General features: G+C 64.4%; 25 protein-coding genes. 18 read left to right on the top strand and 7 right to left on the bottom strand.

Translation table 11 applies throughout. The features are described from left to right. Positions 1-70 precede the first annotated feature (70 nt). Positions 71-859: an SDR family NAD(P)-dependent oxidoreductase gene (locus tag BCCGELA001_RS22610; protein ID WP_060736364.1), complete on the top strand. Its 789-nt coding sequence runs from the start codon at positions 71-73 to the stop codon at positions 857-859. Positions 860-867: 8 nt separating this feature from the next. Further along, a complete protein-coding gene (locus BCCGELA001_RS22605) occupies positions 868-1,164 on the top strand; it encodes a DUF1330 domain-containing protein (RefSeq protein WP_008549213.1) in 297 nt (98 codons plus the stop codon). 115 nt (positions 1,165-1,279) lie between these two features. Here BCCGELA001_RS22605 and BCCGELA001_RS22600 read toward each other — a convergent pair whose 3' ends face one another. Beyond that, entirely contained in the window at positions 1,280-2,293 is a 1,014-nt protein-coding gene (locus tag BCCGELA001_RS22600; protein ID WP_008549211.1) for a zinc-binding alcohol dehydrogenase family protein, read from the bottom strand. Between the two features lie 122 nt (positions 2,294-2,415). Here BCCGELA001_RS22600 and BCCGELA001_RS22595 point away from each other — a divergent pair, with 122 nt between their 5' ends. Beyond that, positions 2,416-2,790 (top strand): winged helix-turn-helix transcriptional regulator, encoded by a 375-nt coding sequence (locus BCCGELA001_RS22595; RefSeq protein WP_060736363.1) that lies wholly within the window; start codon positions 2,416-2,418, stop codon positions 2,788-2,790. A 41-nt stretch (positions 2,791-2,831) separates the two neighbouring features. Here BCCGELA001_RS22595 and BCCGELA001_RS22590 read toward each other — a convergent pair whose 3' ends face one another. Further along, a complete protein-coding gene (locus tag BCCGELA001_RS22590; RefSeq protein ID WP_060736362.1) occupies positions 2,832-4,445 on the bottom strand; it encodes an OprO/OprP family phosphate-selective porin in 1,614 nt (537 codons plus the stop codon). Between the two features lie 312 nt (positions 4,446-4,757). On the opposite strand from BCCGELA001_RS22590, the gene BCCGELA001_RS22585 reads away from it, so the two are divergent. The 7 genes from BCCGELA001_RS22585 to BCCGELA001_RS22555 are packed head-to-tail and all read left to right on the top strand — an operon-like array spanning position 4,758 to position 10,548. Then, entirely contained in the window at positions 4,758-6,164 is a 1,407-nt protein-coding gene (locus BCCGELA001_RS22585) for a DegQ family serine endoprotease (protein WP_060736361.1), read from the top strand. Then, positions 6,161-7,495, top strand: coding sequence for a replication-associated recombination protein A (locus BCCGELA001_RS22580; protein WP_008549186.1), 1,335 nt, complete (start codon positions 6,161-6,163; stop codon positions 7,493-7,495). The genes BCCGELA001_RS22585 and BCCGELA001_RS22580 overlap by 4 nt, the downstream gene beginning before the upstream one ends. A gap of 56 nt (positions 7,496-7,551) precedes the next feature. After that, positions 7,552-7,836: a type II toxin-antitoxin system RelE/ParE family toxin gene (locus BCCGELA001_RS22575; protein ID WP_008549185.1), complete on the top strand. Its 285-nt coding sequence runs from the start codon at positions 7,552-7,554 to the stop codon at positions 7,834-7,836. 8 nt (positions 7,837-7,844) lie between these two features. After that, the gene (locus tag BCCGELA001_RS22570) at positions 7,845-8,162 is read left to right on the top strand and encodes a HigA family addiction module antitoxin (protein ID WP_008549183.1); all 318 of its coding nucleotides are present in this window, start codon (positions 7,845-7,847) and stop codon (positions 8,160-8,162) included. Beyond that, positions 8,159-9,361, top strand: a complete 1,203-nt coding sequence (locus BCCGELA001_RS22565; protein WP_060736360.1) for an RluA family pseudouridine synthase — start codon at positions 8,159-8,161, stop codon at positions 9,359-9,361. Before BCCGELA001_RS22570 ends, BCCGELA001_RS22565 begins: the two co-directional genes overlap by 4 nt. A 40-nt stretch (positions 9,362-9,401) precedes the next feature. Further along, a complete protein-coding gene (locus BCCGELA001_RS22560; protein ID WP_008566478.1) occupies positions 9,402-9,701 on the top strand; it encodes a hypothetical protein in 300 nt (99 codons plus the stop codon). Positions 9,702-9,753: 52 nt separating this feature from the next. Next, a complete protein-coding gene (locus tag BCCGELA001_RS22555; protein ID WP_060736359.1) occupies positions 9,754-10,548 on the top strand; it encodes an ATP12 family chaperone protein in 795 nt (264 codons plus the stop codon). 144 nt (positions 10,549-10,692) lie between these two features. Here BCCGELA001_RS22555 and BCCGELA001_RS22550 read toward each other — a convergent pair whose 3' ends face one another. After that, positions 10,693-11,742, bottom strand: a complete 1,050-nt coding sequence (locus BCCGELA001_RS22550; protein WP_236840729.1) for a glycosyltransferase — start codon at positions 11,740-11,742, stop codon at positions 10,693-10,695. A 440-nt stretch (positions 11,743-12,182) separates the two neighbouring features. On the opposite strand from BCCGELA001_RS22550, the gene BCCGELA001_RS36110 reads away from it, so the two are divergent. From BCCGELA001_RS36110 to blaOXA, 4 genes are all read left to right on the top strand, one after another. Continuing rightward, positions 12,183-12,605: a hypothetical protein gene (locus BCCGELA001_RS36110; RefSeq protein WP_083543520.1), complete on the top strand. Its 423-nt coding sequence runs from the start codon at positions 12,183-12,185 to the stop codon at positions 12,603-12,605. A gap of 217 nt (positions 12,606-12,822) precedes the next feature. Further along, entirely contained in the window at positions 12,823-14,433 is a 1,611-nt protein-coding gene (gene fliK / locus BCCGELA001_RS22545) for a flagellar hook-length control protein FliK (protein ID WP_060736358.1), read from the top strand. After that, complete coding sequence (locus BCCGELA001_RS22540) at positions 14,430-14,693, top strand: EscU/YscU/HrcU family type III secretion system export apparatus switch protein (protein ID WP_008549158.1); 264 nt, start codon at positions 14,430-14,432, stop codon at positions 14,691-14,693. The genes fliK and BCCGELA001_RS22540 overlap by 4 nt, the downstream gene beginning before the upstream one ends. Positions 14,694-14,767: 74 nt before the next feature. Then, positions 14,768-15,586, top strand: coding sequence for a class D beta-lactamase (gene blaOXA, locus BCCGELA001_RS22535; RefSeq protein WP_008549156.1), 819 nt, complete (start codon positions 14,768-14,770; stop codon positions 15,584-15,586). Between the two features lie 149 nt (positions 15,587-15,735). Here blaOXA and BCCGELA001_RS22530 read toward each other — a convergent pair whose 3' ends face one another. Both BCCGELA001_RS22530 and BCCGELA001_RS22525 read right to left on the bottom strand, forming a co-directional pair. Beyond that, positions 15,736-16,329 carry a hypothetical protein gene (locus BCCGELA001_RS22530; protein WP_060736357.1) on the bottom strand — a complete coding sequence of 198 codons (594 nt, stop codon included), beginning with the start codon at positions 16,327-16,329 and terminating at the stop codon, positions 15,736-15,738. Between the two features lie 137 nt (positions 16,330-16,466). Continuing rightward, complete coding sequence (locus BCCGELA001_RS22525; protein ID WP_008549143.1) at positions 16,467-16,868, bottom strand: DUF4260 domain-containing protein; 402 nt, start codon at positions 16,866-16,868, stop codon at positions 16,467-16,469. Between the two features lie 149 nt (positions 16,869-17,017). On the opposite strand from BCCGELA001_RS22525, the gene BCCGELA001_RS22520 reads away from it, so the two are divergent. Both BCCGELA001_RS22520 and BCCGELA001_RS22515 read left to right on the top strand, forming a co-directional pair. Further along, positions 17,018-18,550 (top strand): acyl-CoA carboxylase subunit beta, encoded by a 1,533-nt coding sequence (locus tag BCCGELA001_RS22520; RefSeq protein ID WP_060736356.1) that lies wholly within the window; start codon positions 17,018-17,020, stop codon positions 18,548-18,550. 97 nt (positions 18,551-18,647) lie between these two features. Then, positions 18,648-18,995 (top strand): hypothetical protein, encoded by a 348-nt coding sequence (locus BCCGELA001_RS22515; RefSeq protein WP_008567010.1) that lies wholly within the window; start codon positions 18,648-18,650, stop codon positions 18,993-18,995. A 210-nt stretch (positions 18,996-19,205) separates the two neighbouring features. Here the strand turns inward: BCCGELA001_RS22515 and BCCGELA001_RS22510 are convergent, their stop codons facing one another. Further along, a complete protein-coding gene (locus BCCGELA001_RS22510; protein WP_060736355.1) occupies positions 19,206-19,859 on the bottom strand; it encodes a glutathione S-transferase family protein in 654 nt (217 codons plus the stop codon). 128 nt (positions 19,860-19,987) lie between these two features. Here BCCGELA001_RS22510 and BCCGELA001_RS22505 point away from each other — a divergent pair, with 128 nt between their 5' ends. Together BCCGELA001_RS22505 and BCCGELA001_RS36105 are read left to right on the top strand one after the other, a co-directional pair. After that, positions 19,988-20,302: a hypothetical protein gene (locus BCCGELA001_RS22505; RefSeq protein WP_008549130.1), complete on the top strand. Its 315-nt coding sequence runs from the start codon at positions 19,988-19,990 to the stop codon at positions 20,300-20,302. A 209-nt stretch (positions 20,303-20,511) separates the two neighbouring features. After that, positions 20,512-20,802: a twin-arginine translocation signal domain-containing protein gene (locus BCCGELA001_RS36105; protein WP_008549126.1), complete on the top strand. Its 291-nt coding sequence runs from the start codon at positions 20,512-20,514 to the stop codon at positions 20,800-20,802. A 127-nt stretch (positions 20,803-20,929) separates the two neighbouring features. On the opposite strand, the gene BCCGELA001_RS22500 is transcribed toward BCCGELA001_RS36105, so the two are convergent. Beyond that, on the bottom strand, positions 20,930-21,178 hold the full coding sequence (locus BCCGELA001_RS22500) for a GCG_CRPN prefix-to-repeats domain-containing protein (RefSeq protein WP_008549124.1): 249 nt from the start codon (positions 21,176-21,178) through the stop codon (positions 20,930-20,932). Positions 21,179-21,246 lie beyond the last annotated feature (68 nt).

Here is a 21,246-nt window from a genome sequence, read left to right as displayed (position 1 = left end):
TGGTGAGTGCCGATTGCGACCCGATCCGCCCCCTCCGATATTTGCGTCATCGATTTGATGGAGACACTACATGAACATCGACCTTTCCGGAAAAACCGCCCTGGTGACCGGTTCCACCGCCGGCATCGGCCACGCGATCGCCAAGGGCCTCGCCGCCTCCGGCGCCAGCGTCGTGATCAATGGCCGCAGCCGGGACAAGGTCGATGCCGCCGTCCGCAAGCTGGAAGGGACGGGCGCCAAGGTCCGCGGCATCGCCGCCGACGTCTCGACGGCGGCAGGCTGCAAGGCGCTGGTCGCGGCGCTTCCCGACGTCGACATCCTCGTCAACAATGCCGGCATCTTCGAGCCAAAGGACTTTTTCGAGATCCCCGACGAGGATTGGAGCCGCTTCTTCGAAGTCAACGTGATGAGCGGCGTCCGGCTGTCGCGCGCGTACATGAAGGGCATGCTCGAGCGCAATTGGGGCCGCATCGTTTTCATCTCCTCGGAGTCCGGGCTCAACATTCCCGTCGAGATGATCCACTACGGCATGACCAAGACGGCCCAGCTCTCGGTCGCGCGCGGCCTTGCGCAGCTCACCAGCGGCACCGGCGTGACCGTCAATTCCGTGCTGCCGGGCCCGACCATGTCCGAGGGCGTCGAGACCTTCGTGAAGGATCTCGCCAAACAGAACGGCCAGTCGGTGGACGAGGCCGCCGCCAATTTCGTCAAGCAGCATCGCCCGAGCTCACTGCTCCAGCGCTTTGCGAGCGTCGACGAGATCGCGAACATGGTGGTCTATGTCGCGTCGAAACAGGCGTCCGCGACCAACGGCGCGGCGCTGCGCGCGGAAGGTGGCATCGTCAACACGATCGCTTGAGTCGGCGTATGACAGCCTATGTGAATTCCGAAGTCGAGATGCGCGATCCCGATGGATTCGAAGCCTATCGCGCATTGGCCGCCAAGACGATCGCGCAGTATGGCGGGCGTTATCTCGTCCGCGGCGGCAAGGCCGAGCTGGCCGAAGGCAACCTGCCGGCGAAGGCCATCGTCGTCGTCGAATTCCCGTCAATGGCGAGGCTGAAGGAATGGTACGCGTCGCCGGAATATGCCGAGGCGCTCAAGCTGCGGCAGACGGCGCTGGAGCGCCGGCTGCTGTTCGTCGAGGGCGCGGCTCAACCATAACTGCGGTAGCCGTAGGGTGGGCAAAGCAAAAGCGTGCCCACCATTTTCGTTGTGCGTGTCCTGAAGATGGTGGGCACGGCGCAGCGCGCCTTTGCCCACCCTACGAAGCCTTTGCTTACCACCCCTCCAGCACGATTTTGCCGCGCGACTTGCCGCTCTCCAGCAGCGCGTGAGCGCGCTTGAGATTGGTTGCGTTGATCGTGCCAAATGTTTGGTCGAGCGTGGTGCGCAACACACCCTTATCGATGAGGTCGGCGACGTCACCCAGCAGATGGTGCTGCGCGATCATGTCCGGCGTCTGGAACGAGGAGCGCGTGAACATCGATTCCCAATGCACCGAGATCGCCTTGCCCTTGAAGGTGCTCATGGTGAACTCCGGAGGATCGTCGATCAGGCCGAACTTGCCCTGCGGTGCCATGAACTCCGCGATCGCCTTGTAATGCTGGTCGGTGAATGTGAGGCTTGCCACCAGCGCGACCGGCGGGAGCTTCAGCTTCTCGATCTGCTCCTTCATGGGCTTGCCGTGGTCGATCACCGCATGCGCACCGAGATCGAGGCACCACTTTTGCGATTCCGGCCGCGTCGCGGTGGCGAGCACCGTCAGCCCGGTGAGACGGCGCGCGAGCTGGATCAGGATCGAGCCGACGCCCCCGGCGCCGCCCGTGATCAGCAGCGTGCGCGGATCGACGCTCTTGCCCGGCACTGCGCCGAGACGGTCGAACAGCAATTCCCAGGCGGTGATGGAGGTGAGGGGAAGGGCGGCGGCTTGCGCGAAGGACAGGGTCTTCGGCTTGTTGCCGACGATGCGCTCGTCGACCAGATGGTATTCCGAATTGGTGCCTTGGCGCAGGATCGAGCCGGCGTAGAACACCTCGTCACCTGGCTTGAACAGCGTGACCTCCGGCCCGACGGCGTCGACCACGCCGGCCGCGTCATAGCCGAGAATCTTCGTCTCGCCCTCGGGCGGGGCGGCGCGCTTGCGCACCTTGTAATCGACGGGATTGGCCGAGATCGCCTTCACCGCGACGCGGATGTCGCGTCCCTTCGGCTCCGGTTTCGCGGTCTCGAAATCGATCAGTGAATCCGCGTCCTCGATCGGAAGCGATTTCTTGTAGCCGATGGCCTTCATGGCTTGTCTCCATCAGATGGCTTGGTTCGCCCGCCGTCCTAACTGTCGCTCTGGCCCCGATTTGGCAAGTACTGTAAATTCGGGGATATAGTCCCTGTTTGGATACTATTGGGAAAACATGCATGAAACGGCGAGAGTTTACCCGGCGCCCGGGCTGCTCGGTCGAGGCGACGCTGGACCTGATCGACGGCAAGTGGAAGGGCGTGATCCTCTATCACCTCCAGAGCGGCACCCAGCGCTTCGGCGAACTGCGCCGCCGGATGCCCGGCATCACCCAGCGCATGCTGACGAAGCAGCTGCGCGCGCTGGAGGAGGACAAGCTCGTCGTCCGCAAGGTCTATGCCGAAGTGCCGCCGCGCGTGGAATACTGCCTCTCCGAAGTCGGTGAGAGCCTGAGGCCGGTGATCGATATCCTCAAGGCCTGGGGCGAGAGCCATCAGCAGCGCCTGTCCGGCGCGCAGCCGTCGGCGCTGGTGAAGAAAAAGCGCGCGGCGTAAAGCTCCCGGGAGCGGCGTGCCGCTCCCGGGAGAGATGGCCCTCAGAACGCAAACTGCGTGCGCATCGCGACGGCGTCGAACTTCGAGCCGACGTCGGCGGTCGAGACCGGCGAGGCCTGCCGCGACACCGTTCCGTGCAGATAGTCGAGCATGAAGCGGACGTTGCCGTTGACGTACCAGTTGAGTGCCAGCGTGTAGACCGTCTGCCGGCCGCCAGCGACGCCGTTGGCGGTTGCGAGCTGATCGTTGAGATCGATGGTCGAGAAGCGGCCCGCGATCTCCCACGCGCCCCAGCCGCTGCCGTCAAGCGAGAACGGATGCGCCGGCTTGACGCCGTGATAGGCTGCGTTCGCCGCGTTATACGATCGGCCTTCGCCCGTCAGCACGTAGCCGGCCTGCGCGTAGCCGCCCTGGAATTTCAGGCTGGGCGCGCCGACCAGCGGCACGGCGGTATTGGCGGTGCGATCGACATTGTACCAGAAGTACTCACCCTGGACGATGAACGGGCCGTAGGTCGCCGCCGCCTCGACGCTGTAGACCTGCGCGCCCGAGGCATTGGCGATGGCGCCAGTCGAGATCAGCGTGGTCGGGTCGAGACGCAATTCCGGACGATCGCTGAGCGTGACCGTCTGGGTGTTGGCGATCAGATTGCGCGGCGGCTGGATCAGCCATTGCGCGTTTGCGCCGATATGCACCGAGTAGTCCTTGGTGCTGATCGGATTGCCGGCCACGCGCGCCACGGCGCCATATTGCTCGCTGGTGCCGGGCGGCGTCACGCTCGAAGCCGAATGGATCGCGCCGGTCGACGGTCCCGTGACATAGCCGCCGATCCAGAGCTGATCGTTGAACCAGCGCGCACCGGCCGCGGAGCGGAAGTCGCCCGCGGCGATGTTGGTCGCGATCACGCCGGGCGAGGCGCGCTCCATGAACATGATGTCGTTCGAACTCGTCGCTTCGTCGAGCGTGTAAGGCAGATCCATGATGCCGGCCTCGATCGCCATCTTGCCGCCGAACGGCTTCAGGCCGGTATAGCTGATATAGGCGTTCTCGACGCCGGAGACGCCGCCGCCCGGCAGCGATCCCGGCGCGGTGCCACCAAATCCGTCGGACGAGCCGCCGAAATCGTAGACCAGTGCGAAGTTCCAGTCGTGGAAGAACTTGCCGGTGACGCCGATGCGCGCGCGGCGGACGTTCTGGCCGCTGTCGAGCTTCTGCGGCACCGTTGCCGCGGTGTTGGGACGATAGTCATATCCGCCGACATCCCAATGCAGGCGGCTGGTGATGGCGACGCAGTTGGCCTGGTCTGCGGTGCAGATGGTCGGCCGGTTGTTCGGCATCGTCACGACGACGCCGGAGGCCGGCGCCGGCCCCTTGACGGGAATCGCCGCGTTGGCATTGGCGACTGCGGCCTTTGCCTCCGAGCGCGCCTCGGCCTTGGCCTCAGCCTTTGCCTCGGCTTTGGCTTTCGCCGTTGCCGCCGTGTTCGCCGCGGTCTGGCTCTGGAGCTTGTCGAGCTTCTGCTCCAGCAGCTTCAGCTGCTGCTTCAACAGCGCGATCTCCTGCTCGCTGCTGCTTGCCGATTGGGCCTGGGCCTGCGAGGCCGCCAGCGCACCGGCGAGACTAATCGCCGTGGCTGCAAGTCTTGTTCTGCTCACGTTACGCCTCCATCCTTTGACGAACTTCCCCAAGTCGCCGGCGGAGCCTAAGTCTCATCGATGACTGCTCCGCGACGCTGCGCCCCGGTTGCGCGGTTCCCACTGATGCCAATTCGCCGCAACCGAATCCGCTCCACACCACAATGCTGGATGACGCGCATCATGCCAATCGATCGTCATGGCAATTTGCCATTTCGCACGCTGGGCTTGCGGGCCGGACACAGCTGAAAGAGGCCGAATAATGCGGCCCGGCGGCCTTCTATTGGCGGGCGAAGGCGCCTATATTCCGGCGTCTTTTTCAAGAGGGTAGGAATGTTTCGATTGATCCGTGCTGCCGTCGTCATGGCATTGTGCATAGTGTCTTCGGGCCACTTCAGCCCGTCAGCCGCGCAGGACCGCCGTGTCCCGGCCTCGCCGACCGAGCTTCGGCTGTCCTATGCGCCGATCGTGCAGCGGGTGCAGCCGGCGGTCGTCAACGTCTATGCGGCCAAGGTCGTGCAGAACCGCAATCCGCTGCTCGACGATCCGATCTTCCGCCGCTTCTTCGGCGTGCCGGGCCAGCAGCCCGAGCAGATGCAGCGCTCGCTCGGGTCCGGCGTCATCGTCGACGCTTCCGGCCTCGTCGTCACCAACGTGCACGTCATCGAAGGTGCGGACCAGGTGAAGGTGTCGCTGTCGGACAAGCGCGAGTTCGAGGCCGAGATCCTGCTGAAGGACTCCCGCACTGATCTCGCCGTGCTCCGCCTGAAGGACGCCAAGGAGAAATTCCCGACTCTCGACTTTACCAATTCCGACGAGCTTCTGGTCGGCGACGTCGTGCTCGCGATTGGAAATCCCTTCGGCGTGGGCCAGACCGTGACTCACGGCATCATCTCGGCGCTGGCGCGCACGCAGGTCGGTATCACCGACTACCAATTCTTCATCCAGACCGACGCTGCGATCAATCCCGGCAATTCCGGCGGGGCCCTGGTCGACATGGCCGGCAGGCTCGCCGGCATCAACACCGCGATCTATTCGCGCTCCGGCGGCTCGCAAGGCATCGGCTTTGCGATCCCGGCCAACATGGTGCGCGTCGTCGTCGCTTCCGCCAAGAGCGGCGGCAAGGCGGTGAAGCGGCCGTGGTTAGGTGCAAAATTGCAGGCTGTAACGCCCGAGATCGCCGAGAGCCTCGGCCTCCGCTCGCCGACCGGTGCGCTGGTTGCGAGCGTGGTGTCGAACGGCCCGGCAGCGAAAGCCGGCCTGAAATCCTCCGATCTCATCACCGGCATCGACGGCCAGACCGTCGATGATCCCAACGCCTTCGATTACCGTTTCGCGACCCGCCCGCTCGGCGGCTCCGCGCAGATCGACGTGCAGCGCGGCGGCAAGCCGTTGAAGCTGGCGGTGGCGCTGGAGACCGCGCCAGACACCGGGCGCAACGAGCTGGTCGTCACCGCACGCTCGCCGTTCCAGGGCGCGAAGGTCTCGACCATCACGCCGGCCGTCGCCGACGAGCTGCGCCTGGATGCCGACACCGAAGGTGTCGTGATCACCGACATCGGCGGCGATACCGCGGCCGCGAGTGTCGGCTTCCAGAAGGGCGACATCATCCTGGCCGTCAACAACCAGAAGATCAGCAAGACCGGCGACCTCGAGAAGGCCGCAGGTGAACGGGCGCGGATCTGGCGCATCACGCTGGTGCGCGGCGGCCAGCAGATCAACGTCACGCTGGGCGGATGAGTCCGAAGCGACCACAGGAGACGCCAACGCTCTTCGCTGCGGCGGGGCTCGACCACGATGCTCCGCATCCGCTGCCGGACCGGCTGCGCCCGCGCGCGCTGTCGGAGGTCGTCGGGCAGGATCACATCCTCGGCCCGGACGGCGCGCTGACGCGCATGCTGGAAACGCGTACGCTCGGCTCGCTGGTATTTTGGGGACCGCCCGGCACGGGCAAGACCACGGTGGCGCGGCTGCTGGCGGATGCGACCGATCTGCATTTCGAGCAGATCTCCGCGGTGTTCTCCGGCGTCGCCGACCTGAAGAAGGCCTTCGATGCCGCGCGCGCCCGCCGCGAGATGGGCAAGGGCACGCTCTTGTTCGTCGACGAGGTGCATCGTTTCAACCGCGCCCAGCAGGATTCGTTTCTGCCCGTGATGGAAGATGGCACGGTGGTCATGGTCGGCGCCACCACTGAGAACCCATCCTTCGAGCTCAACGCGGCGTTGCTCTCTCGCGCGCGCGTGCTGGTGTTTCGCTCGCTCGATGCCGCCGCGATCGAAAAGCTTTTCGCGCATGCCGAGGCGATTGAGGGCAAGAAGCTGCCGCTCGACGCGGAGGCGCGCGCTGTGCTGGTGCGCATGGCCGACGGCGACGGCCGCGCCTCGCTGACGCTCGCCGAGGAGGTCTGGCGTTCGGCGCGGGCAGACGAGATCTTCAATGCCGCGCAGCTGCAGGAGATCCTGCAGCGCCGCGCGCCGATCTACGACAAATCGGCCGACGGCCATTACAATCTGATCTCGGCGCTGCATAAATCGGTGCGCGGCTCCGATCCCGATGCTGCGCTGTATTATCTCGCGCGCATGCTGGACGCCGGCGAGGATCCGCTGTTCCTGGCGCGCCGTGTCGTGCGCATGGCGGTGGAGGACATCGGCCTTGCCGATCCGCAGGCGCTCGTCATCGCCAATGCGGCGAAAGACGCTTTCGACTTCCTCGGCCATCCCGAGGGCGAACTCGCGATCGCGCAGGCGGTCGTCTATCTCGCCACGGCGCCGAAATCGAACGCGGTCTACACCGCCTTCGGCACGGCGATGCAGGTGGCAAAACAAGCCGGCTCTCTGCTGCCGCCAAAACACATCCTGAATTCCCCGACCAAGCTGATGAAGTCGGAAGGCTACGGCTCCGGCTACGCATACGACCACGATGCGCCGGATGCCTTTTCCGGCCAGGACTACTTTCCGGAAGCCTTGGGTCGCCAGACCTTCTACGATCCGCCCGAGCGCGGCTTCGAGCGCGAGATCCGGAAGCGGCTGGATTACTGGGCCAAGCTGCGGAAGGAGCGAGGTGGGGCGTAGGTACTCCGAGTGGATTTACTATTTACGTAACTCGTAAATCTTGGTAGTGCTTAGGCATGATCGTCAGCTATCGCGACAAGCGCACCGAGCGATTTGCCGCTGGTCAGCACGTCAAGGAATTCTCGGGATTTGCCCGCCAGGCAGAGACGCGCCTTGATCGGTTGGATGCGGCAACGAGCTTAGCTGACTTGGCGGCATTGCCCGGCAATCGGCAGGAAGCCTCGAAGGGCAATCGTGCAGGACAATTCTCGATCCGGATCAACGATCAATGGCGGATTTGCTCCAATTGGCCAGAGGGATCCCTTGGACCAACTGACGTAGAGATCGTCGACTATCACTGAAGGAAGTTATGCCCCGCACACCGATTCATCCCGGCGAACAGCTTGCCGAAGAACTGCGCGAACTCGGCATCACGGCCGCGGAACTGGCGCGCCAGATCGATGTGCCGGTCAATCGCGTCACCGGCATCATCAACGGGCAGCGCGGCATCACCGCTGACACGGCGCTGCGTCTAGGTCATTGGTTCGGTACCAGCCCGCAATTCTGGATGAACCTGCAACAGCAATATGAGCTGCGGTTGGCGGAGAAGGAGATTGGCGCGCAGGTTGCGTCGCTGCCCCGCCGCACAAATGCGCAGTCGACACGAAAGCTTGGAAAAACCGCATGAGCCGTCGCATCAAGAGAATGAATCCAAAACCTCGCGATCGCGACGAGCGCAAGGAGGCGCGCCCCTTCAAGGCCCGCAGCGCCAAGAAATCCGGACCGCGTCCGGGCGGCAAGCCGCCGCGCTTCGCGGGCGAGCGCGCCGAGCGGCGCGCGCCCAAGGCCGAGCTGGAAAGGGCCGCACCCGAAAAACCCGTCGCGACGCTGCTGCCGACCAAGGTGCAGACCGTGATCGTCACGGCCGACGAGAACAACATGCGCGTCGATCGTTTCCTCGAAGCGCGCTTTCCCGGCCTGTCGTTCTCCCACATCCAGCGCGTCGTCCGCAAAGGCGAGCTGCGCGTCGACGGCAAGCGCGTCGACAGCAAGGACCGCCTGGAGGAGGGGCAGAGCGTCCGCATTCCGCCGCTCAAGCTCGACGCACCGAAGGTTGTCGGCGAACTCTCGGAGGCCGCGCAAAAGACGCTCAAGGCGCTGAAGGAGATGACGATCTGGGAGGACGACGACGTCCTCGTCCTGAACAAGCCCGCCGGCCTTGCCGTGCAGGGCGGCTCGGGCATGACGCGCCACATCGACCAGATGCTGGAGGTGATGCGCGATTCCAAGGGCCAGAAGCCGCGCCTCGTGCACCGCATCGATCGCGAGACGTCGGGTTGCCTCCTGATCGCCAAGACGCGCTTTGCCGCCTCGCATCTGACCGGCGCGTTCCGCTCGCGGTCCGCGCGCAAGGTCTATTGGGCCTTGGTGCCGGGCCTGCCGAAGCCGAAGCAGGGCCGCATCTCGACCTTCCTTGCGAAGGAGGAGAGCGAGGACGACACCATCATGCGCATCGCCCAGCACGGCGACGAGGGTGCCAGCCACGCGGTGACGTACTACGCGGTGGTCGAGACCGCCGGCAACAAGCTGACCTGGGTGTCGCTGAAGCCGGTGACGGGCCGCACCCACCAGCTGCGCGCCCACATGGAGCACATCGGCCATCCCATCGTCGGCGATCCCAAATATTTCAACATCGAGAACTGGCAGCTGCCGGGCGGCCTGCAGAACCGGCTGCATCTGCTCGCGCGCCGGATCGTCATTCCGCATCCGCGCGGCGGCGTCATCGACGCCACCGCGCCGCTGCCGCCGCATATGCAGCAGTCCTGGAACCTGCTCGGGCTCGATGCAGCCAGGTTTGATCCGATCGAGAACGCGCCCGAGGAGTAGCCGGGTTGAACGGGGGCGGCGGGCGCACGACATACCGCTCATGACGCGGTTCTCGATCGGGCTGGTGCTATTGGCTACTCTGTTCGTGGGGCAGGCCGCCCACGCGCAATATGTGTCGCCGGGCGCGTCGCGGCTCGCTCCGCCGCTGCCTGCGCCGCCACCGCCGCCGAGGATCGAGGTGCCCCAGGTTCCGCAATTCGACGCGCCGCCGCGCTACAATTTCCAGCCGCTCCCGCGCAATTCCTTCAGCGATCGCGTCACGAAGTGCCTCGACGACGCTGCAGCCGCAGGATTGGGTCCGGCCGATCGCGGCACTTATGCGCGCAGCTGCGCGAACTAGCGGCCAGGACGACACAGGTAATTTGACTGACGACAGGGATCGAAGAACCGACATGCGTGAATTGTTCGAAGAAGCTGCGGGTCAGCCCCCGCCGGATTCCCGGGAATCGGCGCGCGCGTCTGCGCGCACGCCGCTGCGCAAGCGCTTCTACAAGGCGGCCGGCGTCGCCGATGCCGAGGGCGGCTTCGCCATCACCCTCGACGGCAAGCCGATCCGCACGCCGTCCGGCCGTCAGGTGGTGATCCCTTCGCGCGAACTTGCCGATGCGGTGGCATCCGAATGGGCAGCGCAAGGCGAATCGATCGATCCCGTGACGATGCCGCTGACGCGGATCGCCAACAGCGTGATCGAGGGCGTGGTCGACCGCGTCGAACTCGTCAGCGACGACCTCGCAAAATACTTCGAGACGGACCTTCTGTTCTATCGCGCCGGCCACCCCGAAGGGCTGGTCGCCCGCGAGGCCGCCCATTGGGACCCCGTGTTGTTCTGGGCCGCACAGACGCTGGGTGCGCATTTCATCCTGTCCGAGGGCGTCATGCATGTGAAGCAGCCGGACGAGGCGGTCAGGGCCGCGCGCGCGGCGCTGCCGGGGGATGCCTGGTCGGTCGCGGCGCTTCATATGGTCACGACCCTGACCGGCTCAGCTCTGCTCGCGCTGGCCCTGGCCCATGGCGCGCGCGACGCCGACCAGGTCTGGGCCGCGGCCCATGTCGACGAGGACTGGAACATCGACCAATGGGGCGTCGACGAGGAGGCCGCTCACCGTCGGGCCACCCGGGCGCGGGATTTCCAGGCCGCCGTGACGGTTTTGGCGGCAGTAAGGCCGCCCGCAGCCAAAGGTCCTTAAGGAGGGATTCGGACATCATCCTCAATTGATATCACTGCAGTGAACGCAGTCGGCGGCTGCCGCTCGAAGCCGTTGGTGGTGCCGGAGCCGCCGCCGCGGCCGCCACGCAGCGGGGCAGTGGATGGAAGCTCTCAGAGGAAGCTCTCAGAGGTCAGCTATGGGGTCAGAAGCGGAAGTATCGCTCCACTCGTCCTGGTAGTTTTCAACGGTGCTCGTCCCGTAAGATAGATCGAAACCATTCAACCGTAGGCCGCACCAGCAGCCATCCTCGCAACCCGAGAGACTTCTTGCAGACAAGAAACCACCAACGACGCGCTCTTCGAACGCTCGGATGATACTCACCGCAAGTTCGGAAAGGCGTGCTGAGCTTTCTATCGCTCCTTCGTTGAAGGCAGCGCTTGCGCAGCCGATCGCGTCAAGGGCTAACATGCGGTTCAACCAAGCACCAAGAGCATCAGCGTTGGTCATTCCAGGGGCGCTCTCATTCAGAAAATGTTCAATCGCGGCCTTGCGTTGGAACAGGTCTTGCTCCCGCGGAGCCTCGCTGGACATGTTCGCCGAGTGCACTCGATAGACGGCTTGGTCAGCGGCAATGACCCCAACGTCGCCGTGTGCGGCGAGCCGTAACCACATTTCCATATCGGAGGCGTAGGGCAAGTCAGGTAAATACCCGCCCAATCTTTTCTGCAGGGTGGTGCGAACCACTACGGTCGGTGACAGTACAATGTTTCTTGCGCCGCCAAGTGTAACGAAATCAAGTCCGGACAAAACGTGGGTTCTGGATCCCACTCCTGTTCTGTGCCGCGAATACTTCCCTCGTTGATCCAGGACAACCGCGCCTCCGAATGTAAAGGCGACAGAAGGATGATCATCCATCAGATCGGACGATCTCTTGAGGGCACCTGGCAGCAGGTAATCGTCCGCGGACAGCAGAAGCATGTAGTCGGCTTTCACCCAGGCAATGCCTTCGTTGGCGGTAGCGATGAGACCTTGATTCGAGGCGTGCCTCCGACAATCGACGCGAGGATCGGAGCAAACTAACGTTTGCGCAACTTCCGCTGTATTGTCCGGCGACGCATCATCGATGATGAGCACGCGCAATTCGGGGCCGGATTGCGTCAGAATGCTCTCGACACATTCTCGCAGGAAGTGCCCATACCGGAAACAGGGAATAACGATATCTACGGAGCTCATTGCTTGTCTCCACACGCCGCAAAAGAGCATTGGAGTTGTTCTGAGGGCAATTGCATTGGTACGGAGCCGAGTCCGCTTAGGTCACAAGCGGCGGTCGTAGTCACCGTGCCCCCCCGCTTCCGCTCTACCCACGCTAGCCGACATCACAACAGGATTGCGGGCTTGGCTCAGGACGAGCAGCTGACATTGCTGCCGGCTGTTTGCGCAGACGGTTTGTCATGCACGTAAAACGGTTAAATTTGCAAACTACAACTTTAGAAGTGCTAAAACAAAAACAGGCCCCAACTCGCGGTGGCACGGCTAAACGGCCGGCGCAACGTACCTGCCACCCTTGATAGCAACGCAGGAACGTAACTTTTTTTGATTGAACCAATTAACAAGTTAAATTTGTTTTGATTGGTTTGCTTTTTTATATATGCACTTCTTCGAAGAAGGTCGCCGTGCCGAAAATAGAAGACAACGAAGATCGCCGGGAGTTCCTGAAGACGTGCGGCAGGTTTGCTGCGGTGACCCCGCCAACGATGACCCTGCTCTTATCAACATCATTGACGTCAACGGCCATCGCACATTCCGGCGGACGAGCCGTTGGAGGGAACGACGGCGGCAGCGGACGTTCTGGCTCGTTCTTCGACAATGATCGTGATGGCCCGGCCAAGGAGCATGCGACTAAAGAGCACTCGATGAAAGAGGATCCGACAGGCGGAGGTGGCTCCGGTGGGGGCAGCGGGGGTCAGGCTGGCGGAAGAGGCGCGAAGGTCGCAAAATCCGGAGATGACGGTTCGCAATCTGGACGTGGCGGCGGCACGAGCTCTTCGGGCGTGAGCAGCGGCGGTGATGAGAAGGAAAAGAAGGGGCGCGACTAACGCCTCCTCATACCGCGTTTGCCTTCAATGCGATCATCCAGCCTTGCTAGGCCGCGTAGATGCGGCCGTCCTGGACCGGCTCGATGCTGGCGCAGAGCTAGACAACGCCGTACCCCTTGTTGGGCGCATCGATTCCAACGAATCCAATGCCGTAGACTTAACGAGAGGTTTACGTGGGCGGCCTTAGGGTGGGGCCAGCATACCCTGGGCCTCCGAGATGCCGACGCCGATCAATTCGATCCTACCGGTCAATGCCGCCAGCCCCGCGGCGGATGCGACGACGCCCGATCTTGCGTTGCAGGCCGGCAGCGTCGTGAACGCCAAAGTGGTCAGCGTGCTCGCCGACAATCTGGTGCGGATCGCGATCGCCAACCTCGCGATGGACGTGATGTCGGAGGTGGCGCTCACGCTGGGGCAAAATCTCCAGCTCGCGGTGTCGAAGAACGACGGCGCCATCCGGCTCGCCGTGATGGGCGGGGCAGGCGAGGCTGTTCCCGACCAGGTCACGTTGACGGCCCGCGCGGCCTCGCTGGTGGAGAGCCCGCCGCTGGCGCCATCGGCGAGCGTGGCGCGCAACGCGCTGACGCCGGCAGAACACGTCGCTGTCAGCGCAGCCTCCGCCGAGGCCGTGACCAGGCAGGGCAGCCAGGCGCCGCTGTTCGCCAATCTCGCCGCGGTCATCACCGGCAGCAATCTGCCGGCAGGGCTGAAGCAGGCCGTGCTCGACGTGCTGGCGCAGCAGACGCCGCTCAATACCGGACTCGATGGCGGCGACATCGAGACGGCCTTCCAGAAATCCGGCCTGTTCCTCGAGGCCTCGCTGGCTGCAGGCACGACGTCGTCGTCCGGCGCGACGCCTGATTTAAAAGCTGCGCTGCTGGTGCTGCGCCAGACCCTGGCCACGCTTCAGACCGCCGCGCCCCAGGCCCAGGGCGCCGCGCTTCCGACCAGTGCCACGGCGACAGCCGCACCGGCTCAGCCAACAGGCGGGGCCGTGCCGGCCGCTGTGCCTTCAACCGAGGCCGAGATCACCCAACCACAGCAAATGCCGCGCAGCGCCATGCCCGCAGCCGCCGTGCTGGCTGATACCGCCGCCGGCACTGCGCAGGCCACGATGCCGAGGATCATGTCCGCAGGCCTTGCCGCCAGCCTCCTGCAGGAGATGACGCAAAGCCTGCCGCGCATGCTTGGCAACGTGCCCGGCTCCAACAAGGCCGTGCCTGATGGCCACGTCTTCGAGACGGAGGCGCACGCGACCGCGCCACCGCCCTTCCGGGGGGCACTGCCGGCCTCGCAGGCGGTCGCCTCGCCATCGCTCGCGCCCGATACGCCGCTGGCCGCGACCGTGCACCGTCTGCTCGACGACACCGATGCCGCAATCGCGCGGCAGACATTGCTTCAGGTCGCCTCGCTCCCCGATCGCACCGATGCTTCCGGCCACCGCATCGACCCGGCCGTGCCGCAATGGAATTTCGAGATTCCCTTCGCGACCCCGCAGGGCACCGCGATGGCGCAGTTCGAGATCTCACGTGACGGCGGCAACGAATCCGCCGATGCCGCCGCGCGTGCCTGGCGCGCGCGCTTCTCGCTCAATGTCGAGCCGGCCGGCCCCGTGCACGCCTTGATCACGCTGAACGGCGACAAGACCTTCGTGCGCATGTGGGCAGAGCGGCCGGCGACGGCGCAGCAGCTTCGCGCCGGTATAGGCGAGCTCAACCAGGCGCTGACGCGGGCCGAGCTCAAGCCGGGCGATATCATCGTGCGCGACGGCACGCCGCCGCAGCCGGCACCGGCCCGCGCCGGCCATTTCCTGGATCGCGCCACATGAGCGACCCCTCCAAGCTCGCGATCGCGCTGCATTACGAAAAGGGATCTGGCGCGCCCGTCGTCGTCGCCAAAGGCAAGGGCACGATCGGCGAAAAGATCGTCGAGATCGCCAAGGCCCACGACATCCCGATCGAGGAGAACGATATCCTGGCCGGTGCGCTCTCCAAGGTGGAGCTCGGCGACGAGATCCCGCCTGACCTCTACAAGGCCGTTGCCGAAGTCCTGGTTTTCGTGCTGCGGCTGTCGGGGCGGGGGCGGTAAACACGCCCTGTCATCGTTTCACCATCTCGCGGCTGCATGGTCGCGGCGCTTTCACCGTTCAACGGACATCACGCTTGCTCACCCGTCGTTCCACTCTCGGCCTGCTCGCCGCAGCCACCATCCTGCCGTCACGTGCGTTCGCCCACGTTGCGCCTCCGCGCAATGAGATCCGCGACAGCCTCGCCAAGCGCTTCACCGACCTCGGCACGTCGGGCACCTTCGTCGGCTACAAGGTCGAGGATTATCTGATCGTCGCCTCCGACAAGGAGCGCTCGGGCGAGGGCAAGCTGCCGGCCTCGACCTTCAAGATTCCGAACTCGCTGATCGCGCTCGAGACCGGCGTGGTCACCGATCCCGACAAGGACGTGTTTGCCTGGGATGGCGTGAAGCGGCCGATCGAAGCCTGGAACAAGGATCACACGCTACGCAGTGCGATCGCGGTCAGCGCGGTGCCAGTCTATCAGGAGATCGCGCGCCGCATCGGCCAGGAGCGCATGCAGAAATATGTCGACGAGTTCGACTATGGCAATCACGACATCGGCGGCGGCATCGACCAGTTCTGGCTCACCGGAAATTTGCGCATCGATCCGGTCGAACAGATCGACTTCGTCGACCGGCTGCGCCGTCGCGCGCTGCCGATCAGCAAGCGCAGCCAGGACCTCGTCTGCGACATCCTGCCAGTGACCAAGGTCGGCGAGAGCATCATTCGCGCCAAGTCCGGGCTGCTGGGCGCCGAGCGCGGCGAGCCGTCGCTCGGCTGGATGGTCGGCTGGGCCGAGAAGGGCGAGGCGCACACCGTGTTCGCGCTCAACATGGATTGCAAGGAGCCGCGCCTCATCAGCGAGCGCATGCCGCTCACGCAGGCTTGCCTGACCGAGATCGGCGCGATCTAGCGTTGGTGCGGCTCTCTCACGTCATTGCGAGGAGCTCTTGCGACGAAGCAATCCAGAGCGTCTCAGCCGTAGGATTCTGGATTGCTTCCGCCTTCGCTAAGGCTTCGGCGGACAAGTCGCTGCGCTCGCAATGACGGAGCGTGTCGGCCTTACGCGCTATCAGTCTTCTTCGCCATCAGTGCCTGGTCGATCGCAAAGCCGCCGATCTCGCTCATCGCCTGCGAGATCACGTCGCCTTTCCGGGCAAAGCCATTGGACAGATAATCGAATTGCGTTCGCGCCAGCCTCAGCACCTCGATCGGCACGGCGACCGATGTCTCGTTGAAGCGGTCGACCGAGGCGCGCAGGCTGTCGAGCTCGCTCGTGAGCTTGCCGATATGGCTCTCCGCATGCTGCATCAGGCTGAGCAGCTTGCCGCGCTCGGCGTCGAAGGCGGCGCGCTCGGCCGCGGCCGCCGCGGTGACTTCGGCGAGTTGTGTCCGCAGCGCCGCGATCTGGCCGATCATGGCGTCGGAGGCGAGCTCGGCGGCCTCGCGCAGCTCGGTGTTGTGCGTGCTCTCGATCTGCTGCTCGTGATAGAGCCGCTCGGCGGACATCGCTCGCTGCGCCAGGGACTCGATCAGGCTCGCCGCGCGCAGCAACATCTCGCCGTTCCGCCCCGACACCATGCTGGCCATGCGCCGCAGGAAGTCGACGGTCTCGGACGATGAGTTCGGCGGCAGGGGAACGACCGTCGCGGACATGAGGGATGCTTGCAGCCAGACGTGATGGACCGCCGCCGTACCGACTTGGCTCACGCAACATTCGGCGCCTGATCGCGAGCCTGAAGCAAGCCTGAATCGCCTGGCCCGGTCAACCGGCCACGCCGTTAAATCCGAGGTCAGACGTCCTTCCGGCCGATCCGTCCCAAATGGGTGAAGCCGAACCCGGCCGAATATTTCAGCCCATAGCCCAGCGCCCGGTCGATGCCGATATGGGCGAGCCAGATCAAGGCGATGGACAGGATCAGCGGTGAGGCGAGGCCGAAGCCCAGGGTCAGCAGCGTCACCGGGGCCATGTAGCTGTGGGCGGCGTTGTAGACCATCGCGCCGAAGCGGGCGTCGGACAGGTATGCCAGGAAGCTCAAATCCGGGACGAAGAAGAGCAGGGCGAACACCAGCCAGGAGCCGTCCCATGCAGCGTAGAGCATCACCATGCCTGCGAACAGGGTCAGGCCTTCCAGCCGAAGCAGGATATTGACGCCGCCTGTCGCAGCTCCTGTTTCGGTCACTCGGTCGTCCATCTTCGCCTCCCAGGCAAAACTTTGTAATTCCTTGCGCTTTCACGCTGCGGCAGGGCAGCCCTGCGGCGCCGAAAGCCGCTTCCCGGGCCGCAAAATGCCGTGTTAGAACCCCCGGCAAACGTGGCTTAGGTAAGAACTGGCGGGAGCAAATGAAACACATCTTGGACGCCCTTGAAGATCGTCGTGCCGGCGCAAAGCTCGGCGGCGGGGAGAAGCGCATCGAGGCGCAGCACGCCCGCGGCAAGCTGACCGCACGCGAGCGCATCGAGCTGTTGCTCGACAAGGGATCGTTCGAGGAATTCGACATGTTCGTCGAGCACCGCTCCACCGAGTTCGGCATGGAGAAGAACAAGATCCCCGGTGACGGCGTCGTCACCGGCTGGGGCACCGTCAACGGCCGCAAGACCTTTGTCTTCGCCAAGGACTTTACGGTGTTCGGCGGTTCGCTCTCCGAGACGCACGCGCTGAAGATCACCAAGCTTCAGGACATGGCGATGAAGGCGCGGGCGCCCATCATCGGCCTCTATGATGCCGGCGGCGCCCGCATCCAGGAAGGCGTCGCCGCGCTCGCCGGCTATTCCTACGTGTTCCGCCGTAACGTGCTCGCCTCCGGCGTGATCCCGCAGATCTCCGTCATCATGGGCCCCTGCGCGGGTGGCGACGTCTATTCGCCTGCCATGACCGACTTCATCTTCATGGTGAAGAACACCAGCTACATGTTCGTCACCGGTCCTGATGTGGTGAAGACCGTCACCAACGAGGTTGTCACCGCCGAGGAGCTCGGCGGTGCCTCGGTGCACGCGACGCGCTCCTCGATTGCGGACGGCGCGTTCGAGAACGACGTCGAGACACTCTTGCAGATGCGGCGCCTGATCGACTTCCTGCCGTCCAACAACACCGACGGCGTGCCGGAATGGCCGAGCTTCGACGACATCGGCCGGGTCGACATGTCCTTGGACACGCTGATCCCGGACAATCCGAACAAGCCCTACGACATGAAGGAGCTGATCCTGAAGGTCGTGGACGAGGGCGACTTCTTCGAGATCGCGGAGAGCTTTGCCAAGAACATCGTCACCGGCTTCGGCCGCATCGCGGGCCGCACGGTGGGCTTCGTCGCCAACCAGCCCATGGTGCTGGCCGGCGTGCTCGACAGCGACGCTTCACGGAAAGCCGCGCGCTTCGTCCGTTTCTGCGACGCCTTCAACATCCCGATCGTCACCTTCGTCGACGTACCGGGCTTCCTGCCGGGCACCGCGCAGGAGTATGGCGGCCTGATCAAGCACGGCGCCAAGCTGCTGTTCGCCTATTCGCAGTGCACCGTGCCGCTGGTCACCATCATCACCCGCAAGGCCTATGGCGGCGCCTTCGACGTCATGGCCTCCAAGGAGATCGGCGCCGACATGAACTACGCCTGGCCGACCGCGCAGATCGCGGTGATGGGCGCCAAGGGCGCGGTCGAGATCATCTTCCGCTCCGACATCGGCGACCCCGACAAGATCGCCGCGCGCACAAAGGAATACGAAGACCGCTTCCTGTCGCCGTTCATCGCAGCCGAGCGCGGCTATATCGACGATGTCATCATGCCGCATTCGACGCGGAAGCGTATCGCGCGGGCGCTGGCGATGCTGAAGGACAAGAAGACGGAAATGCCGGCGAAGAAGCACGACAATTTGCCGTTGTGAGAGGGAGTAGCTCGGATGAGCGAAGCGACATCCGGGTCTTTGCCTAAGTCCCGCATGTCGCTTCTCTCATGCGGGCTACCAATTTCTCCGAATTCGCATGACCGAAGACGATCCGACTGACGAAATCTCCGACATCGAAGATCGGATCGAGGCGCTCGCCGAGATCGCCGAGCGCTGCCGGAAGTACATCCTCGCGTCCAAGATCGCGATCGGTGGCGGTGCTGCTCTGCTGGTGGTCACGATCCTTGGCCTGCTCGGGACAGGTCAGACCGCCGCACTCGGATCAATCGCCTTGGTGCTGGGCGGGATCGTCTCGCTTGGCTCGAACGTCAGCACGCTGCGGCAGACGGAGGAGGCGATCGGTGCCGCGGAGGCGCGGCGCTCGGCGTTGATCGGGAGCATCGACCTTCGCGTCGTCGCCGATGCGCCGCTGAAGCTGGTGTGACGCTCGCCTCACGCGGCTTTGCGCGTCAGCCCTGTAACTCCGTGCGGCATTCAGCGGCGAAGGCTTGGAGCCGCTCGGCTGTCTGCTGGTCGAGGATCGCCTACGCGATGCGCGACATGTGTCACCTCTAGCGGAATAGTCCCGGCGAATTGCTTCATTCCGGCGGCGACGAGTCTTACGCCGAAGGCTGGACTGATTGCGTGAGGTACATCACACCCCACGCGCCTTATCCGCCGCCGCGAAATGCGCCATCTGGTCGGCGTGGGCCTTGGCGAAGGCCGGGCGGGCGATGGCGCGCGCCAGGTAGGCGCGGCAGGCCGGACGGTCCGCGAGCCCATCGAAGCCATCGGCGGGGCGCAGCACGTCGGCCATCAGGATATCGGCCACGGAGAACGAGCCCGCCAGCCATTCGCGGCTGGCCAACACCGGCTCGAGATGCTTGAGCCGAAGCTTGAAGAAGTCGTCCACGAATTTCCACGCTGCCGTGTCGGTTGGATGTCCCATGAACTTCGACATGGCCCAGGGCAGGCTGGCCATCTCCACTGAATTGAGCGCCGCGAACACCCATTTCGTCGCTTCAGTGCGACCGCGCGCATCTGTGGGCATCAGCTTGTCGCTGCGTTCGCCGAGATGCAGCAGGATCGCGCCGGTCTCGAAGATCGAGATGTCGCCGTCGGTCAGCCACGGAACCTGGCCGAACGGCTGGTGCGCGAGGTGCGCAGGCCCGCGCTCTTCGAACGCCACTCCCGCGACGCGATAGGGCAGGGCGGCCTCTTCGAGCGCCCAGCGGACGCGAAAGTCGCGCACGAAGCCCCTGGGAGCCTCGGGAACCCAATCGAAGGTGGTCAGGGTGAGGTCGGCCATTTGCTGTCTCCGTGTCCTGGTTCGAGCAGAGGACGAATGAGTGACGCACGTGCCGACACCGGCGCGAACTATTTTGTCGTCGGCGGCCGAAGCGGTTAGTGTCGGGTCAAACAACAGGAGGAAATCCGATGCCCGCTGCCTTCTTCGTCGTTCGCGCCATCGTCACCGATCCCGGCAAGCGCGCCGCTTTCGACCGATGGTACGAGAGGGAACATCTGCCCGACGCGGTGAAGGCGTTCGGCGTCAGCAAGGCCCTGCGGTTCTGGAGTCTGGACGATCCCTCGCTGCACCAGGCCATGTATCAGTTCGATGACGAGGCCAAGCTCGCGGCGATGCTGAAGGGCGATGCGCTCAAGCAGCTCGTCGCTGATTTCAACCGCGACTGGCCCGACGTGACGCGCACGCGCGAGACGCTGGTGCTGGCGCAGGAGTTCGGAGCGTAGCGCAATCTTGTAGCCCGGATGGAGCGCAAGCGTAATCCGGGATCGCGCGTGACGCACTATGGACCCCGGATTGCGCTACGCTCCATCCGGGCTACGAATTCTTCATCTAGCTCGGCGCGAGTCTGAACGCACGATTCAGCTTCGGTTCATGTCGTGACCGCGACACTTCCTCTGCATCACAAGCACGATGATCTAAGAAGGAAGAAATGATGGAGCGCCGGAACTTTTTGAAACTTGCATTGGGCATCACGGCGGGAGCCGCTGCCTTTGCCGCGACTGCGCAGGCGGCGCCGCTCTCCCCGCAGCCCGTCGGTGATCCCACTCGCGTGCCGCAAGGCAATACCGACGCTCAGCCCGCAGTCAGCACCAGTGAAGAAGCCGCGAAGCTGTCGCCCGAACAGGTTCACTGGCATGGCCATCACCGTCACCGTCACTGGGGCTGGCACCGTCGCCATTGGCGCCGGCACCGCCGGCGTTGGCACCGCCGCCATCACTGGTAAGCTCGCGAAGTCCGCGGATTGGATGGGGATCGCCGCTGGCGGTCCCCGTTTTTTTTCGAAGACGTAAGTCCCAAAGGAAATGGCCGCGCAGGGTAATCCTGCGCGGCCATTTGCAATGTAACAAAGATCAGTACGGACGGCAGCGGCCAGCGTACCAGCGGAAGCCGTAGGGGCACACTTTCGCGCGGGGCACCACGACGACCGGCGGGGCGACCACCACGGGGGCCGGGCGCACGACGACCGCGCCGCGCATCGGACGGCAGCCGCCATAGGCGCCGCGATACCAGCCGGGACCACAACCGCCGGCGGCGCTGGCCATCTCGCTGAACCCGACGACTGTGCTGGCGAGCACGACGGCTGCGAACAGATATTTCATTTGATCTTTCCTTCTCGTCCTTGGGAGCAGGCTTGGGGGATGGCGCTTGGGGCGCACAATGAATCGAG

The sequence above is a fragment of the Bradyrhizobium sp. CCGE-LA001 genome (assembly GCF_000296215.2).
Classification (GTDB): domain Bacteria; phylum Pseudomonadota; class Alphaproteobacteria; order Rhizobiales; family Xanthobacteraceae; genus Bradyrhizobium.
The sequence above is the reverse complement of the archived record's forward strand: the minus strand, read 5'-3'. Positions and strand labels throughout refer to the sequence as shown.